16 protein-coding genes are annotated in these 15861 nt (G+C 35.1%); 13 read left to right on the forward strand and 3 right to left on the reverse strand.

Annotation, left to right across the window (positions count from 1 at the left end; all coding sequences use genetic code 11):
* Nucleotides 1–157 precede the first annotated feature (157 nt).
* The 3 genes from ACTSKG_RS00395 (at nt 158) to ACTSKG_RS00405 (ending at nt 2690) form a co-directional block, all read left to right on the forward strand.
* Nucleotides 158–727 carry an AAA family ATPase gene (locus tag ACTSKG_RS00395; RefSeq protein WP_464756195.1) on the forward strand — a complete coding sequence of 190 codons (570 nt, stop codon included), beginning with the start codon at nt 158–160 and terminating at the stop codon, nt 725–727.
* 114 nt (nt 728–841) lie between these two features.
* Entirely contained in the window at nt 842–1501 is a 660-nt protein-coding gene (locus tag ACTSKG_RS00400; RefSeq protein WP_464756196.1) for an HAD family hydrolase, read from the forward strand.
* 58 nt (nt 1502–1559) lie between these two features.
* On the forward strand, nt 1560–2690 hold the full coding sequence (locus ACTSKG_RS00405) for a serine hydrolase domain-containing protein (RefSeq protein WP_464756197.1): 1131 nt from the start codon (nt 1560–1562) through the stop codon (nt 2688–2690).
* A 186-nt stretch (nt 2691–2876) separates the two neighbouring features.
* Here the strand turns inward: ACTSKG_RS00405 and ACTSKG_RS00410 are convergent, their stop codons facing one another.
* Entirely contained in the window at nt 2877–4148 is a 1272-nt protein-coding gene (locus tag ACTSKG_RS00410; RefSeq protein ID WP_464756198.1) for a BaiN/RdsA family NAD(P)/FAD-dependent oxidoreductase, read from the reverse strand.
* A 317-nt stretch (nt 4149–4465) separates the two neighbouring features.
* Between ACTSKG_RS00410 and ACTSKG_RS00415 the strand changes: the two genes are divergently transcribed.
* Together ACTSKG_RS00415 and ACTSKG_RS00420 are read left to right on the forward strand one after the other, a co-directional pair.
* Nucleotides 4466–6082 carry a putative polysaccharide biosynthesis protein gene (locus tag ACTSKG_RS00415; protein ID WP_464756199.1) on the forward strand — a complete coding sequence of 539 codons (1617 nt, stop codon included), beginning with the start codon at nt 4466–4468 and terminating at the stop codon, nt 6080–6082.
* A gap of 9 nt (nt 6083–6091) precedes the next feature.
* Nucleotides 6092–6796: a pseudouridine synthase gene (locus tag ACTSKG_RS00420; protein WP_464756200.1), complete on the forward strand. Its 705-nt coding sequence runs from the start codon at nt 6092–6094 to the stop codon at nt 6794–6796.
* Nucleotides 6797–6843: 47 nt separating this feature from the next.
* Here ACTSKG_RS00420 and ACTSKG_RS00425 read toward each other — a convergent pair whose 3' ends face one another.
* Entirely contained in the window at nt 6844–7065 is a 222-nt protein-coding gene (locus ACTSKG_RS00425; RefSeq protein WP_387585658.1) for a DeoR family transcriptional regulator, read from the reverse strand.
* Between the two features lie 325 nt (nt 7066–7390).
* Here ACTSKG_RS00425 and pepV point away from each other — a divergent pair, with 325 nt between their 5' ends.
* From pepV to ACTSKG_RS00460, 7 genes are read left to right on the forward strand one after another with little or no spacing between them, the layout of a single operon-like run.
* Nucleotides 7391–8821: a dipeptidase PepV gene (gene pepV / locus ACTSKG_RS00430; protein ID WP_464756201.1), complete on the forward strand. Its 1431-nt coding sequence runs from the start codon at nt 7391–7393 to the stop codon at nt 8819–8821.
* Nucleotides 8799–9650, forward strand: a complete 852-nt coding sequence (gene dat / locus ACTSKG_RS00435) for a D-amino-acid transaminase (RefSeq protein ID WP_464756202.1) — start codon at nt 8799–8801, stop codon at nt 9648–9650. The genes pepV and dat overlap by 23 nt, the downstream gene beginning before the upstream one ends.
* Nucleotides 9647–10189 (forward strand): RNA 2',3'-cyclic phosphodiesterase, encoded by a 543-nt coding sequence (gene thpR, locus ACTSKG_RS00440; RefSeq protein WP_464756203.1) that lies wholly within the window; start codon nt 9647–9649, stop codon nt 10187–10189. The genes dat and thpR overlap by 4 nt, the downstream gene beginning before the upstream one ends.
* A 3-nt stretch (nt 10190–10192) precedes the next feature.
* Nucleotides 10193–11176 (forward strand): nuclease-related domain-containing protein, encoded by a 984-nt coding sequence (locus ACTSKG_RS00445; RefSeq protein WP_464756204.1) that lies wholly within the window; start codon nt 10193–10195, stop codon nt 11174–11176.
* The gene (locus ACTSKG_RS00450; protein ID WP_464756205.1) at nt 11169–12107 is read left to right on the forward strand and encodes a diacylglycerol/lipid kinase family protein; all 939 of its coding nucleotides are present in this window, start codon (nt 11169–11171) and stop codon (nt 12105–12107) included. The genes ACTSKG_RS00445 and ACTSKG_RS00450 overlap by 8 nt, the downstream gene beginning before the upstream one ends.
* Nucleotides 12108–12111: 4 nt before the next feature.
* A complete protein-coding gene (gene trmB, locus ACTSKG_RS00455) occupies nt 12112–12753 on the forward strand; it encodes a tRNA (guanosine(46)-N7)-methyltransferase TrmB (protein ID WP_464756206.1) in 642 nt (213 codons plus the stop codon).
* A 16-nt stretch (nt 12754–12769) separates the two neighbouring features.
* On the forward strand, nt 12770–13615 hold the full coding sequence (locus ACTSKG_RS00460; protein ID WP_464756207.1) for a YtnP family quorum-quenching lactonase: 846 nt from the start codon (nt 12770–12772) through the stop codon (nt 13613–13615).
* A gap of 638 nt (nt 13616–14253) precedes the next feature.
* On the opposite strand, the gene ACTSKG_RS00465 is transcribed toward ACTSKG_RS00460, so the two are convergent.
* Complete coding sequence (locus ACTSKG_RS00465; RefSeq protein ID WP_464756208.1) at nt 14254–14568, reverse strand: hypothetical protein; 315 nt, start codon at nt 14566–14568, stop codon at nt 14254–14256.
* A 163-nt stretch (nt 14569–14731) separates the two neighbouring features.
* Between ACTSKG_RS00465 and ACTSKG_RS00470 the strand changes: the two genes are divergently transcribed.
* Entirely contained in the window at nt 14732–15805 is a 1074-nt protein-coding gene (locus ACTSKG_RS00470) for a M42 family metallopeptidase (protein WP_464756209.1), read from the forward strand.
* Nucleotides 15806–15861 lie beyond the last annotated feature (56 nt).

Consider the following 15861-nt stretch of genomic DNA (forward strand, 5'->3'; position numbering starts at 1 on the left):
ATAAATAATTATTCTTTCCTCCGTAACTAATTCTTCTATCAAAATATTATGTTTTTTTATTTGCCATTTCAAGTACAATATATATGAATAGATAGAATTTTCTTGCTATGTTAATCCTGAAAAGATTAAACTTGATTTTGTGAATGGAGTTGCAATCATGAATAGATTAGTAATTATGACAGTCGGTAAAACCCATAGCGGTAAAACTACATTCGCGAAAGCTTTAGAAAATGAGATGACCAACTCAGTTGTGATCGATCAAGATAACCATGCTGGATTCCTTCACACTTACTACCAAACATTAATGCCAAAACAAGGGCATAATACGATCAAATACGCTCTCACACAAACCATAGTGAATTATGCGGTTAATGAGACTAACTGCCATCTCATTCTTTGCAACTCAAATCGCAATCGAAGAAGTCGATTGAAACTGCTTGAACAATATCATAACAAAGGATTTACAAGCATTCTTGTGAATTTTGATCTTCCAGTACATGTTCTTAAAGAGCGGGTTGAGAAAAGTCAGCGTAGTACAGCGATACTAAGGACCGCTTCAACTTTTGACGAAGTGCTTACTCGACAACAGGATGAGACTAATAAAGAAGACGTAGTAGCGCCAATAGAAGGCGAAGCGGACCATTTATTTGTAATCAAAAACGGGGATGAGGTTCACTCTGTGATTCGGGAAATTGTTAATATTGCTCAAAGTATAGGAGTTTCTTAACTAATTCAGCTAATTTGTAGTTACACTTTCTTCATGTGGAAATAGAATAGTTAAATTATGAAGCGTTCCAAAATATATCGAAAAAATTCATATCACTTATAAAGGAGATTTATAATGAATCAAATTAAAAATGAAGTGAAAGTAATTTTTTTTGATGCAGGTGGAGTCCTTTTTGATACATTTTTAAAAAGTGATGAAAGAATAAGAAATATATTGATGGAACGAGGGTATCAAAAATCAAAAATTGATTTTGCTATTATGAAGGCTAAACAAAATAAGCAAACTTTTATTACAAATTGGAATGAAGAAGAACAATATTATAAGCGTTATTATGGAACTATTGCAGAAGAACTTGGAGAAATTGAACTAACAAATGAATTATTTTTCTTTACTCATTTTGCTTCTCATTGTGAGCTGTTTCCCGAGGTAAAAGGTGTACTTGAGGAATTAAGTAAAAAGTATAGACTTGCTATTATTTCAAATGCAATGCCAAGTATGGATTGGATATTTGATAGATTAGGAATTCGCAGATACTTTGATTCTTTTATTCTTTCCGCCTTTGTAAACGAAGAAAAACCAGGAGAAGCAATTTATAATATCGCTCTTAATCATGCAAAAGCAACTAAAGAAGAAAGTATATTTATTGATGATAAAATTGAAAATATAGCAGGAGCAGAACGAGTTGGGATAAGAGGACTTCATTTAGATAGAAATAGGGTGAATTTGTTAGAACTACTAAGAGAACAACAACTATTAAAAATCTCTTATTTTTGAAGATCGTTAAACAGCTTAGAAGCTTTTAAGTTTTTGAATAGATGGAAAAGAGGACAAGATGAAACAATCTAAATACAAACTAAATCAAATAACAGATTATATTAATGAAAGTATTAAAAAACAGCAAGGAGTAGGATTGAGCGTTGCAATTGTTAAAGACTCGGACATTATCTATTCTAAAGGTTTTGGGTACTCTCAGATTCAACCTGTAAACCGGCTTATTGACGGTGATACATTGATGAGCATTCAAAGTATTTCTAAGAATTTCATGGCACTTTCAATGATGCAACTTGTTGAAAAGAACTTGATTTCATTGGATCATACTGTTGTTAAATATTTGCCATATTTCAGAACAAAAGATAAAGAACATAGTGACACCATCACGATACGGCATCTACTATCTCATACTGCTGGGTTTCCTTCAAATTTAGGAATTGCCAATATGATAGCTCCTAATGTAAGAGAAATTTTTTCAGATACAGCCACAGAATTTCAAGAAGCATTAGATTATTATTACCTAACTGAAGAAGAGATTAGCAGTATAAAAACTCGAGATGATATAACCAAGTGGTTTAAAAAAGTTGAGTTGGAGTATCCAGTAGGAATGGGGTGGAATTATTGCACAGATGCCTATGTGATACTTGCTGACTTGTTTGAAAAAGTGACAGGTTTCAATTGGGAAACCTATCTTAGAGATGAAATTCTTACACCTTTGAATATGAATCGAACAACTTGTGATTCACGAATAGTCGAAAAAGATAACAACAGTGCTAGATATTATTTAGGCAAGGATAAAATAGAAACTCCTTTTCCCAAAAACCCAATCTCAGCTCCAATAGGCTACTTGTATTCAACAGCAAATGATTTAGGAAAATATATTCTATTCCATTTGAATAAAGAATCCAAAATCTTACGTTCAGATTTGATTGAAGAAATGCAAAAACCTATTCACCTTGTCAGTGAGGAATGGCGGTTCGAAAGTGATCTCAGAAGCTACGGACTCGCATGGTTTACAGATAATTATAGAGGTTTTAGAATAGTAGAACATGGTGGCGGTCAACTAGCTGTAAGATCACTGATGTCAATGGTACCAGAACTCAATTTAGGAGTAGTGGTCTTACTAAATTTTGATGGGACCATTCATCATGATATTTGTAAAAAAATCATAGATATTTTCATTGATTCCTAATTTAAGTACATATCCTTAAAATTAGATGATGGCATTTGAAAGGAGTTATTTATCAGGTATTAGTACAGTAGTTTATCAACAGTATTTAGCTGCTTATTCAATTTACGGGTGATTTACTTGTAGAAAGAATAAAGAACCCATTTTGATTATTTTTACAAAATGGGTTCTTTTCGATTGCTAAAAAATTTATTCAAAACCTACATCTGTAGACAATGCCGCGCTCATTCCAGCAATTTTACCAGTTACTAGTGCAGAAGTGATATTATATCCACCTGTATAGCCGTGAATATCCAATACTTCGCCACAAAAGTATAGTCCTGCTTTTTTCTTAGAAGCCATTGTTTTCGGTTCTATTTCTTTTATGGACACGCCTCCACCTGTTACAAATGCTTTATCTAGTGGTTGTGTTCCATAAACATTTACGCTAAATTGCTTCAGTAAATGTGCCAATGAACGAATTTTTTCGTGTGAAAGATTTTGACCATCTTCACTTTCTTGGATTCCTGCTTGTTGTAATAAAAATAATAGCCATCTTTCTGGAACCATACCTTTCCACACATTTTTCACTGCTTTTTTCGGATCTTCCTTAATAGAAGAGAGAAGGGCCTGGAAAGTTTCTTCTTGATTTAGTTCCGGTAAACTATCTATTCGAACCTGTACAAGCTGTCCACCATTTTTCTTTTGTTCTTTCACGACGAATTGACTACAGCGTAAAATCGCTGGACCACTTAAGCCAAAATGTGTGAAGAGCATGTCCATCTGATGGGTAATGATGGCTTTTCCTTTTTTATTTAAAACAGAAACGGCAACATCACGAAGGGCTAAACCTTGCAATTCTTTCGATTTAATAAAAGGCTCACTGGAAAGTAAAGGAACTTCCGTTGGATATAGATCAGTAACCGTATGACCAGCTTTTTCAGCCCAAGGATATCCATCCCCAGTAGATCCCGTTTGAGGAACTGCTTTCCCGCCAACTGCAACGACTACTGCTCCAGCAACAATTTCTTCACCTGTTGCAAGTCTAACACCAATAATCTTTTCATCATTCATTAATAATTTGGCAACAGGCGAATTTAGTTTTATTTCCACATGGAGTCTTTTTAATTCATCCAGCAAAGCATTTACTACGTCCATTGCTTTATTGGAGATTGGGAACATTCTTCCGTGATCTTCTTCTTTTAATGGTACACCTAGATTTTCAAAGAAGGCGATAATATCTTCATTATTAAAAACGGAAAACGGGCTAAATAAAAATCGTCCGTTTCCAGGAATATTTTTCACTATTTCTTCTTGTGGAAGTCTGTTTGTTACGTTGCAACGACCTCCCCCAGAGATTGCAAGTTTTTTCCCAAGTTTAGAACCTTTTTCAATTAACAATACTTTCTTGTTCTCTGCTCCAGCAGCTGCTGCGGCCATCAATCCCGAGGGACCTCCGCCTACTATAATTACGTCATACATAATATCTTCACACTTTCACTTTTTTCTTTATTATACATGATTGTGGTTTTCTTTCGACAGTTGTAAACTGTAGTGTAGACATTTTAACTCATTCAGCAAATGTTTTTTGCGAAGAGCTTGCGCAGGAGTAGAGGTATCCACTTCAATAAGCGGTAAAATAAATGCAAAGTATGTATTCAATTTAGTGGGGTCCACAAACCCCTGCTGAATAAAGTTAAAGCCTCCGGCGGATGCTATAGATTTTTAGAGGAGAGCAAGCTTGAGAAAATCTAGGCACAAATACTCCAAGGCGAATTTGAAAGGATTGGGCGGGTTTTATGTCATCAAATTTATTAAAAGGGACAATGATATTAACGATTGGTCTCTTATTATCTAGAATACTAGGTGTGCTTTACATTATTCCTTTTTATCAACTAATTGGAGAAGAGTATATTGGTCTCTATCAATATGCGTATGTTCCATATTCTATCATGCTAGCAGTAGCTGTCTCTGGTATGCCAGTAGCTGTCTCTAAGTTTGTAGCTAAATATAATACGCTTGGTGACTACGCCACAGGCAGAAAATTAGTGAAATCCAGTATGGTAATAATGACGATAACAGGTGTATTAGGATTTATTATTTTGTACACATTAGCAGAGCCTATCGCAAGCTTAGTTATTAAAGATGATGAAGCATTTGTTACGGTTCAAAATGTAGCTACCGTTATTCAATATGTGAGTTTCGCAGTAATTGTCGTTCCTGTGATGAGTTTAATAAGAGGTTTTTTTCAAGGGTATCAACATATGACTCCGACTGCTGTATCTCAGTTGATCGAGCAAATTGTACGCGTAATTTTCGTTTTAGCCGGAGCTTTTCTAGTTGTAAAGGTGTTTAAAGGTACGGAAAATACTGCTGTTTCTTTTGCCGTGTTTGCAGCATTTATTGGGGCTATTGCAAGTATGTTTGTTTTATATTGGTATTGGAAAAAGTTGAAACCAGAATTTAATGAACTACTTGAGGGAAGTGGAAATAATACTTCTAATGTATCTTTAAAAAATATATATAAAGAAATTTTAATATATACCGTTCCGTTTGCATTGGTAGGTGTTGTTAATCCATTATACCAATTTGTGGATATGATTACGTTTAATAACGCAATGGCGCAAATTGGAATCAGCGGAAAAGAATCAGGCGTCCTATTAACAATGTTAAATCTTACAACTCAAAAACTTGTAATGATACCTGTTATGCTAGCAACTGGTTTTTCTATGGCATTAATTCCATTCATCACAAGTTACTATGCAAAACAAGATTTTGTACAAGTACGAAAATCATTAGATCAGGCATTTCAGATATTACTATTTTTAACAATGCCAGCTGCTTTAGGAATTGCCGTTTTATCTAATGAATTTTATCATGTGTTTTACGAGCCAAGTAAAACAGGTTCAACGGTATTGGCACATTACGCTCCAGTAGCTATATTATTTGCACTTTATCCTGTAACAACGGCCATTTTACAGGGAATTGATCGTCAAAAACTAATCATTTTAAACTTATTAGTCGGTATATTAACAAAACTCGTATTAAATACACCATTAATTAAAGCGTTTGAAACAGATGGTGCTATTTTAGCTACTTCTTTAGGCTACTTTGTAGCGATCGCATTAAATATGGTTGTTATTACAAAAACTTTAAAATATAAATCTAATATGGTTATACGAAGAATTTTCCTAATTGTGCTAATTAATGCTGTTATGCTAAGCCTAGTCTTCGTTTGTAAATGGGGAATAGAACGTATATTCACAGTGGATAGTAAATTTGGTGCTTTACTTGTAATTTTTATTACTGCGTCTATTGGTGCAGCTTTTTATGGATTCGTCACGCTAAGACTAGGTCTTGCACAAAAACTCTTCGGAGAAAAGATTACACGCTTTACGAAAAAATTTGGATTTTAGGAGAATAAAATGCGATTAGATAAATTTCTAGCACATATGGGCTTTGGAACGAGAAGAGAAGTAAAAATATTAGTTAAGTCAAAAGCAATTCAAGTTAATGATATCGTTGTTAAAGACAGCTCGATGCACATAAAAGAAACTACTGACCAAGTTTCGGTATACGGGGAAGTAGTCGAGTATAAAGAATTTATATATCTAATGCTAAATAAGCCAGCGGGTGTTGTATCTGCAACGGAAGATACAAGAGATGAAACCGTAATTGATTTATTAGATGAGGATGTACGCCATTTTGAACCCTATCCTGTAGGGAGACTAGATAAGGATACTGTAGGTTTGCTTTTATTAACAAATGACGGGGCTTTAACGCATCGTCTTTTGTCTCCAAATAAGGATGTACCAAAAGTGTATTTTGCAAAAGTAGAGGGATTAGTAGATGAAACTGATATACAAGCGTTTGCAGATGGCGTAACGCTGGATGATGGCTACAAAACAAAGCCAGCAATTTTAAACATATTAAGTAAAGGCGAGGTTTCTGAAATTGAATTATCCATAACGGAAGGCAAGTTCCACCAAGTGAAAAGAATGTTTGAATCCGTTGGGAAAAAAGTAATTTATTTAAAAAGGCTGTCTATGGGTGCATTGAAGTTAGATGAATCTTTAATGGAAGGCTCTTATAGGGAATTAACAGAAGAAGAATTAGAAAGTATACAGTAAAAGAATGACCTCGCTTAGGCGGGGTCATTCTTTTCGTATAGCAAAGTCTAAGATGTTAATTTAACGCGTTTGTTCGTCGTTGTCCATTTGCCTCTTGTTGGGCTAATGACTAGGTCATTAAACTCAAGCACATTTAAATCTCGTTGAATCGTGCGAGGAGTGATGCCAAATTCATCGACTAAATCTTGTGTAGTAACAGTTCCGTGATCACGGATGAACATATACATATCTTTAATTCGATTGAGCATCCGATCAGTAGTAGGTTTCATAAGTAACCACTCCTTTATCATCATATCTCGTGGCAAGACTAGCGGACGACTTGGGTGAAAAGCAACTAAATAATTGCAATTTACAGCCCCTTTACTATATTGATAGTCAGTGCTATGTTATCTGACAATTCAATTATAGTAGATTTACGATAAAATTTCTATTAAAAAACAGTTTATTTACAAAAACTTTATAAAAACGAAAAAGAGTTATATAAAATAGACCTCTTTAATTCAAAAAAAGAAGTTTGAAAATAGCTTCTTTTTGTGTGGTTATTTGAAAAAAAGTGTAAAATAACATTAAGCATATTAGGTAGGAGGAATAAATATGAAATGGTTAGAATTGGCAGAACGTAAGAAACCGGAAATTATAGCTGAATTACAAAAGTTAATACAGATTCCTAGTGTACTGAACGAAAAGGCAATAACAGCAGAAATGCCTTTTGGTCCAAAACCTCTTGAAGCACTTCGCCATATGTTAAGTGAAGGAGAAAAAGAAGGTCTAATTACAAAGAATATTGATAATATGGCTGGTCATATAGAAATGGGTGAAGGGGAAGAAATTCTTGGTATTTTATGTCATGTTGACGTTGTACCAGAAGGGAAGGGCTGGACTTATCCACCATTTGAAGGTGTTGTAGCAAATGATAAAATTTATGGTCGTGGGGCAATCGATGATAAAGGACCAACCATAGCAGCATGGATGGCGATGAAACTGGTAAAAGAAGCAGGTATCGAACTTTCTAAAAAAGTACGATTAATTATAGGTACGGATGAAGAAAGTGGATTTCGTTGTGTAAAACGGTATTTTGAGAAAGAACAAATGCCTGAAATTGGATTTGCACCTGACGCAGATTTTCCAATAATAAATGCTGAAAAAGGAATTGCTACACTGATTTTTACACAAACAGGCTCATCCGATACGGAAACTATTCAATTCTTCCAAGCTGGAAAACGTACGAATATGGTACCTGATGAAGCTTTTGCACTTATTTTCGGAGGGCTACATTCTATTAAAGAGAAGTTTTATGAATTTGCACAGGAAATGGGTATTACTGGAGAAGTAGTTCAAGAAGGATCTATGGTGAAAGTATTAGTACACGGTAAGTCAGCGCATGCAATGGAGCCAGATGATGGTTTAAATGCTGGAATCATACTAGCAAAATTTTTAAAAACAATAAGCTTAACTCCTCATTCCAAAGCATTTGTAGAATTTTTGGTGACATCATTTGGAGATGAAAGCAGAGGATATGCTTTAGCCCTCAACTTTACAGATGAAGTCTCAGGAGAAACAACATTGAATCCTGGTGTGATTCATTATGCTCCAACCCAAGGGTCTTGCACCCAAGTGAGTATGCGTTATTCTGTTAGTTATGGATTTGAAGAGAAACTGGCAGCATGTAGAGAAATACTTCAAAATACAGGAATTACGCTTGATATTGGTTCTAATTCTAAGCCGCATTATGTCGATAAAGAAGATAAACTCATAAAATCTTTACAAAAAGTGTATGAGAGACAAACGGGAGAAGAAGCAAAATTGCTATCCATTGGAGGGGGCACTTATGCACGTGTTCTTCAAAAAGGTGTGGCATTTGGAATGCTTTTTCCAGGGAGAAAAGATGTAGCACATCAAGTAGATGAATATGTGGATATTGATGATTTAGTAAAAGCTACAGCAATATATGCGGATGCAATAGTAGAACTAGCTGGTAAAAATACAAAAGCAGGTGAAATTAATGGCAAAAATATTATGGAATGATCAAATTGTTAGCGAAGAGGAAGTAAATATTGGATACGAGGACCGTGGATATCAATTTGGAGATGGTATTTATGAAGTAATTAAAATATATAATGGCGACTTATTCACTGCTACCGAACATATTAATCGTTTGTATGCAAGTGCCGATAAAATTCAATTAGTCATTCCGTATACAAAAGATGTTATGCATAAAATGATTTATGAATTAATTGAAACGAATGAAGTAAAAAATGGTCAAATCTATTTACAAGTAACTCGTGGTATTAGTGCGAGACAACATAATTTCCCAATCCCAGCAGTAGAATCTGTGCTTACCGCATATACAAAAGAAACTACTCGTCCGCTAGAACAACTGGAGAATGGAGTAAGGGCATGTTTTGTAGAAGATATTCGCTGGTTACGTTGTGATATAAAGTCATTAAATCTTCTTGGTAATGTACTTGCTAAACAAGAAGCAATTAGTAAAGATTGCTATGAGGCAATATTACACCGCGGTGAAATGATTACGGAAGGATCTTCTTCAAATATGTACGGCATAAAAAATGGGATTCTTTATACTCACCCTGTAAGCAATTTAATACTAAATGGGATTACGAGACAAGTTATTTTGGATTGTTGTAAAGAGATTGGTTTACCCGTTGTAGAAGAAGCATTTACCAAACAACAAGCACTAGAAATGGATGAGTTTATAATGTCATCTACAAATGCGGAAGTGATGCCAATTATTTTAATTGATGGTCAGACAATTGGGAACGGTAGTCGTGGAGAGTGGACAGAAAAGATGCAAAAAGCTTTTGAGAAAAAAATATCAACACCTATAGAACAATGAATACACATTATTTTTTAGGTATTAAGATTCCAACTAACCTGGCTGCGTCAATTATTGAACAAAGAGTAGGAACTAATTTACATGAAACGCATAAAACTTTGCCTGTTTTAGAGGACTTGCATATTACACTCTTTTATTTAGGAAATATTGAGAAAAATAATTTAGATCAAATAATCCAGTCGTGTCAAAATATCGACTGGAAATCTTTTGATTTAACGACAAATGGAATCTCCCATTTTGGTAGCAATCATACTCCGAGAGTAGTTTATACAGCATTAAAGGAAAGTGAACCGTTAACATTTTTGCAGAGAGAGGTTACCAAAATAATTTCTAATTTTATTGAAATAGATACTACTAAAGGGTTTACTGCTCATATTACTATTGCTAAAAAATGGGCATCCAATGGATTGCCATCTATTGAGGGTTTTCAATTAGAGAATACAACCTTTAAAGTTACTAATTTCTCTTTGTTTCGAATAAATCCAACTAATACGCCTCGCTACGAGGAAGTTTGTATCATGCAGAGCGGAGGAGGTTAAGTAATGGCTCAACTAGTAAAGCTTCAAGATTATATATCTCGTTATCAAGTCGATTTAAAGAGATATCCAACTCAATTCGTTCGTTTAAAGAAGCAACAGTGGGAACGAACAATAGTAAAATGGGAACAAGGTTCTTTTGACTCTTCATGGTTAGAAAAAGAAGATGAGGTAGAAGTATTGGAAAAAAAATCTTTTTTTTCTAAGCTTTTTAATCGTAATAATAAAGAAGGAAATATAGAAGAGGAAACATGGGAAGATACTGAGCTTCTCGAGGAAGAAGTTGTGCTAGAGGATACTACCACGCTTCATTTTGAGCCAAATATTGTATACAACCCACAAACCAAAGAAGAATTAAAACGAATGTATTTAAATCAACTATTTCATTTTCAATTGAAGTGGGCTAGCTCTACATTGCGTGAAAAGTCATATGTTGATCCAAAGTTTATGCGAGATAAATTATTACGAACACTTACTCTACAGCTTCCAGATAATTATTTTTTGTTTTATTATCCTATTTTGAAATTAAAAAAAGCTCCAGTCGAACTAGATATTCTACTTATATTGCCTACAGAAATTATTTGTATAGTTGTCCTAGAGGGGAAAGATCTAGATGCCTTTATAGGAAGTAGTGATCGATTTTGGTTACGAAAAAGTGGTAAGGAAGAAAAAAAGGTATTGAGTCCAATGGTAAGTTTAAATAGGATGGAGTCAATCCTATTGCAAATTATAAAAAAAGAAGATATTGATTTGCCAATTAGGAAGGTAATTCTATCGAGAAATGGTTATATAGATTACCCTGGTACTTCTTTTAATACTCAATTTGTTGATTCAAGGAAATTTCCAGATTGGTTTATGGCATTAAAGTCTTCTCCTTCCCCTATGAAACATATGCAATTTAAAGCCGCTCAAGCGATACTTGACCTTGTCCAAACAACTTCTTATTCCAGGGCCGGTTGGGAAGTGGACAGTGAGGAAATAAATGAATAAGATCGTCTTTATCGTGAACGAATATGCAGGTAACGGACGAGCGAAAAAAACATGGTCGCTTTGGAAATCCAAACTCACCATTCCGTACACTTATTTTCTAACGGAATACATCGGACACGCAACAGAAATTGCTAAGGAATGTGCAGAAAGTAGCAAAGAAGATTTAATCATTATTGCTATAGGTGGAGATGGAACGATTCATGAAATAATTTCTGGTATTACTGAATATGAACATGTTCGAATAGGAGTTATTTCAGCGGGAAGTGGAAATGATTTTGGTCGGACATTTCCTGTTTTCCAATCAACAGAACAATTACATGAATATATAAATGAAATGGTTTCTTATGAGGAATTAGATTTTGGGAAGCTAACAGCAAGTCAAGGTGCTTATGGGTTTGTTAATAATGCAGGATTTGGGTTTGATGCGAAAGTAGGTTACGCTGTCAATAATTCCAAATGGAAAAAACGGTTGAATCACTTGAGATTAGGGAGAGTTACATACATATTATATGTGATAAAAGAACTATTAACATTTAAAAGATTTTCCTTCACTTTACATACAGAACAAGATACGATAAAGTTTGATGATGTTTGGTTTATTGTCGTTTGTAACCAGCCGTTTTTCGGTGGGGGTATGAAGATATCTCCGAACTCTCAACCAAATGATCAATTAATCGAAATGACAGTAGTGAATAAATTAGCAAGATGGAAGTTATTATTTATTTTCGGAACTGTTTTTTTCGGCAAACATACAAAGTATAAAGAAGTGAAACAACTTCAAGCGAAGAATTTTACAATAACAATGCATGATCAAGTATATGGGCATGTCGATGGGGAATTCTCCTGTATGACATATATAGATCAAAGTTACTTTTTTTCTGTACAATCAAAAGCTTGGAAATTAGTCAAACCAAAAAGTAAAGGGAGTTAATGTAATGAGGTTAAGACACAAACCGTGGGCAGAGGATTTAATAAATGCTCATCCTGAAATTGTAATTCCAAATCCAGAAAATCTAAAAGGAAAATGGGATACCGAATTTAATAATAATAATCCACTACATATAGAAGTTGGCACAGGAAAAGGCCAGTTTATCACTGGTATGGCAAAACAAAATCCTGCTATTAATTATATTGGGATTGAGCTCTATGATAGTGTTATTGTGTGTGCACTAGAAAATGCACTTGAAGCACAACCACTACCAAATTTACGTTTGCTAAAAGTTAATGGAGCAGATTTAGCGAAGTACTTTGAAAAAAATGATGTGGACCGAGTGTATTTAAACTTCTCCGATCCTTGGCCAAAAATTAGACATGCAAAAAGACGGCTAACACATGAAGGGTTTTTGAAGTTATATGAATCTATTTTGATAGATAATGCTGAAATTCATTTTAAAACGGACAATCGTGGCTTATTTGAATATTCTTTAATGAGTATGTCGGCTTATGGAATGTTGATAAAAGACGTTTCACTCGACTTACACGCAAATATGCCGGTAGATAATATTATGACAGAATACGAGGAAAAGTTTTCTGCAAAAGGACAACCAATTTATCGAGTAGAAGCAAAATACGTATAAAAGGGGACCTGATAGAATGGATACGTTTCAATTTCATGACATGTCGTTCACTTGGCTAAAAGGCGGGACAACTTACATGGATGGAGGAGCCATGTTCGGAGTTGTACCAAAACCATTATGGGAAAAGAAATATCCTGTCAATGAAAAGAATCAAATTGAACTACCATCGGATCCGCTTTTCATTCAATACAACGGACATAATATATTGATGGAAGCAGGTCTTGGTTTTGGTAAGTTTACAGAGAAACAACTTCGAAACTATGGAGTTTCTGATCAATCTCAAGTGGAGGACGATTTAGCTCAACTAGGAAAATTACCAGAAGATATCGATATAATTCTTATGACTCATCTCCATTTTGACCATGCATGTGGATTAACAAAATGGGAAGGTGGCAGACTGGTTCCTAGCTTTCCAAATGCTAAGATTTATGTCTCGGATGTCGAATGGGATGAAATGAAAAATCCAAATATTCGTTCTCGAAATACCTATTGGAAAGAGAATTGGGAACCAATTGAAGGACAAGTTTTCCCGTTTTCAGGCTCCATTCAAGTTATGGATGGAATCGAGATGGTTCATACTGGTGGACATAGTGATGGGCATAGTATTATTTTGTTTAAACAAAATGGAGAAACAATTATTCATATGGCAGATTTGATGCCAACCCATGCACACCAAAATCCATTATGGGTGTTAGCATATGACGATTATCCAATGACTTCTGTTTTTGCCAAAGAAAAATGGGTAAATGAAGGGTTACACCAAAATTACTGGTTCAGCTTTTATCATGATGCCTTTTATCGTTTGGTGAAATGGTCCGGTGATGGGAAAGAAATAGTGGTTAAAATAAAACGTACTCGTTAAGAAAAGCAAAACCGGTGTTCGAAGCACTTGAAAAAATTAAATAATACGCTGGATTTCCGTTTCAGGTGGACGCGTTCCGCGGGGGGAACGATAAGCCATCACCACCGCTTACGCGTTCGTGTGATGGCTTATCTGTCTCTCTCATCCCGCTGTAATGTTGGTAAAATGTAATAGGGATCAAATGTGTTCATTGATGCTTGGAACTCCTGCGGGAGCAGCAGATGTTTTCTGCAGTGAAAGCGAAGCGGCAGGTGCATGAGCTTGAGTAGGTAGCGAAGCGAACGAGGAGGCTCAAGCCATGCCCGCGGAAAGCGAGCGCCGGAACGAAAAGCCACAACACTTTGGGGATTACTATATTTAATTTGCTTTTTATAGAAAAGAAATCGTCCGCCTGCGGTGGAAATCAGGTGGAATTTCTACGGCTACTCTTCTTAAAAGTACGGAGCGTTTTTTGCCTGGTTTTTCTTATTAATTGGACAACCATATTTCATAAAGCGAGTGTCTTTTTTCGGACTCGCTTTTTTTCTTTGTATTTTATAGAAAAAAGACTTTAGACAAACTCGATTTTTATCGAGTTTGTCTAAAGTCTGAATGTAAGCATGGTTTATTGAAAAAAGTAGTTTCCCGTAGTGATTATCTTAAACCTTAAGTAACTCCACAACAGTTCCCGTTTTTGCATCCGCTGCAAATTCAAATTGTTCGAGTAGCCCATTTTTTACTCGGGAAATACCACCTTTATATACTTTTATGTGAATAGCTTCTTTCTGAAACGGCTCGGGATGCATGTAAATCCATGATCCATCTATCGGACCTTCTTGTTTAAATGAATCTTTTATCTCCTTTAAAACAAGTTCTGCTGATCTATTCAAATCTATTTTTCTTGCTGCTTGACTAGCTACGACACCGATCACAATACCTGTTCCAAGACCCATCATATAATCACGAAGTTTCAATGCTATTCCTCCTTAGTCTTTTTTTTAGTGTATCATATATCTAAATTCAAATAAATTTTTCGGAAGTCGAAGTTTTTTTGTAGTAAACGATTCCAACTTTTATTACAATAGAAGGGGAATCTATATTTTTTAATTGAAACGCAGCTTTAGGAGGCTTTTGCAAATGAATGAAGAAACTCGTTCGCTTTTTAAAACATTAACGGAATTACCGGGCGCACCTGGTAATGAGCATGCAGTACGTAATTTTATGCGCAGTGAGCTTGAAAAGTATTCAGATGAAATTGTACAAGATAATTTAGGAGGCATTTTCGGCTTAAAAAAAGGCGATGAAAATGGCCCGAAAATTTTAGTTGCAGGACATATGGATGAAGTTGGTTTTATGGTATCTGGCATTACAGATAACGGAATGATTCGTTTTCAAACATTGGGTGGATGGTGGAGTCAAGTACTGCTTGCACAACGAGTTGATATTGTTACGAATAATAAAACTATTCCAGGTGTAATCGGTTCTATACCTCCTCATTTATTGAGTGATGAAATGCGAAACAAGCCAATGGATATTAAGAATATGCTAATTGATATTGGTGCAGACGACAAAGAAGATGTTCTACGTATGGGTGTTAAACCTGGTGATCAAATTGTTCCTGTATGTCCATTCACACCAATGGCAAATGACAAAAAAATTATGGCTAAAGCTTGGGATAACCGTTATGGTTGCGGATTAGCCATTGAACTTTTAAAAGAAGTGCAAAATGAAAAACTGCCTAACATGTTGTATTCTGGAGCTAATGTAATGGAAGAAGTCGGTCTACGCGGTGCACAAGCCTCAGCAAATATGATTAATCCCGATCTATTCTTTGCATTAGACGCAAGTCCTGCAAATGATGCTTCTGGTGATAAAAATGAATTTGGTCAACTTGGAAAAGGAACTCTTTTACGAATTTTTGACCGTTCTATGATAACTCATCGTGGCATGAGAGAATTTGTATTAGATACAGCAGAAACAAATAACATCCCATATCAATATTTTATCTCTCAAGGTGGAACGGATGCAGGACGAGTTCATACTTCAAATGAAGGTGTACCTAGTGCTGTAATCGGAATTTGCTCTCGTTATATTCATACTTCCGCTTCTATTATTCATACGGATGATTATGCTGCAGCAAAAGAATTAATTACTAAATTAGTAAAAACATGCGATCGTACAACTTTAGAAACAATAAAAGCAAACGTTTAAAAAGGTGCCCAAGTGGCATCTTTTTTTAAGATAGGAAGTTCACTTAAGTCGCTTGC

Source organism: Psychrobacillus syltrankelensis (assembly GCF_055454035.1).

Bases quoted from the DNA above. Each gene is read 5' to 3' on its own strand.
- ACTSKG_RS00420 (WP_464756200.1), top strand. From the start codon at position 6,092: ATGCGATTAGATAAATTTCTAGCACATATGGGCTTTGGAACGAGAAGA.
- ACTSKG_RS00405 (WP_464756197.1), top strand. From the start codon at position 1,560: ATGAAACAATCTAAATACAAACTAAATCAAATAACAGATTATATTAAT.
- ACTSKG_RS00400 (WP_464756196.1), top strand. From the start codon at position 842: ATGAATCAAATTAAAAATGAAGTGAAAGTAATTTTTTTTGATGCAGGT.
- ACTSKG_RS00395 (WP_464756195.1), top strand. From the start codon at position 158: ATGAATAGATTAGTAATTATGACAGTCGGTAAAACCCATAGCGGTAAA.
- ACTSKG_RS00470 (WP_464756209.1), top strand. From the start codon at position 14,732: ATGAATGAAGAAACTCGTTCGCTTTTTAAAACATTAACGGAATTACCG.
- pepV (WP_464756201.1), top strand. From the start codon at position 7,391: ATGAAATGGTTAGAATTGGCAGAACGTAAGAAACCGGAAATTATAGCT.
- ACTSKG_RS00415 (WP_464756199.1), top strand. From the start codon at position 4,466: ATGTCATCAAATTTATTAAAAGGGACAATGATATTAACGATTGGTCTC.
- ACTSKG_RS00460 (WP_464756207.1), top strand. From the start codon at position 12,770: ATGGATACGTTTCAATTTCATGACATGTCGTTCACTTGGCTAAAAGGC.
- ACTSKG_RS00445 (WP_464756204.1), top strand. From the start codon at position 10,193: ATGGCTCAACTAGTAAAGCTTCAAGATTATATATCTCGTTATCAAGTC.
- ACTSKG_RS00410 (WP_464756198.1), bottom strand. From the start codon at position 4,148: ATGTATGACGTAATTATAGTAGGCGGAGGTCCCTCGGGATTGATGGCC.
- ACTSKG_RS00425 (WP_387585658.1), bottom strand. From the start codon at position 7,065: ATGAAACCTACTACTGATCGGATGCTCAATCGAATTAAAGATATGTAT.
- trmB (WP_464756206.1), top strand. From the start codon at position 12,112: ATGAGGTTAAGACACAAACCGTGGGCAGAGGATTTAATAAATGCTCAT.
- thpR (WP_464756203.1), top strand. From the start codon at position 9,647: ATGAATACACATTATTTTTTAGGTATTAAGATTCCAACTAACCTGGCT.
- ACTSKG_RS00450 (WP_464756205.1), top strand. From the start codon at position 11,169: ATGAATAAGATCGTCTTTATCGTGAACGAATATGCAGGTAACGGACGA.
- dat (WP_464756202.1), top strand. From the start codon at position 8,799: ATGGCAAAAATATTATGGAATGATCAAATTGTTAGCGAAGAGGAAGTA.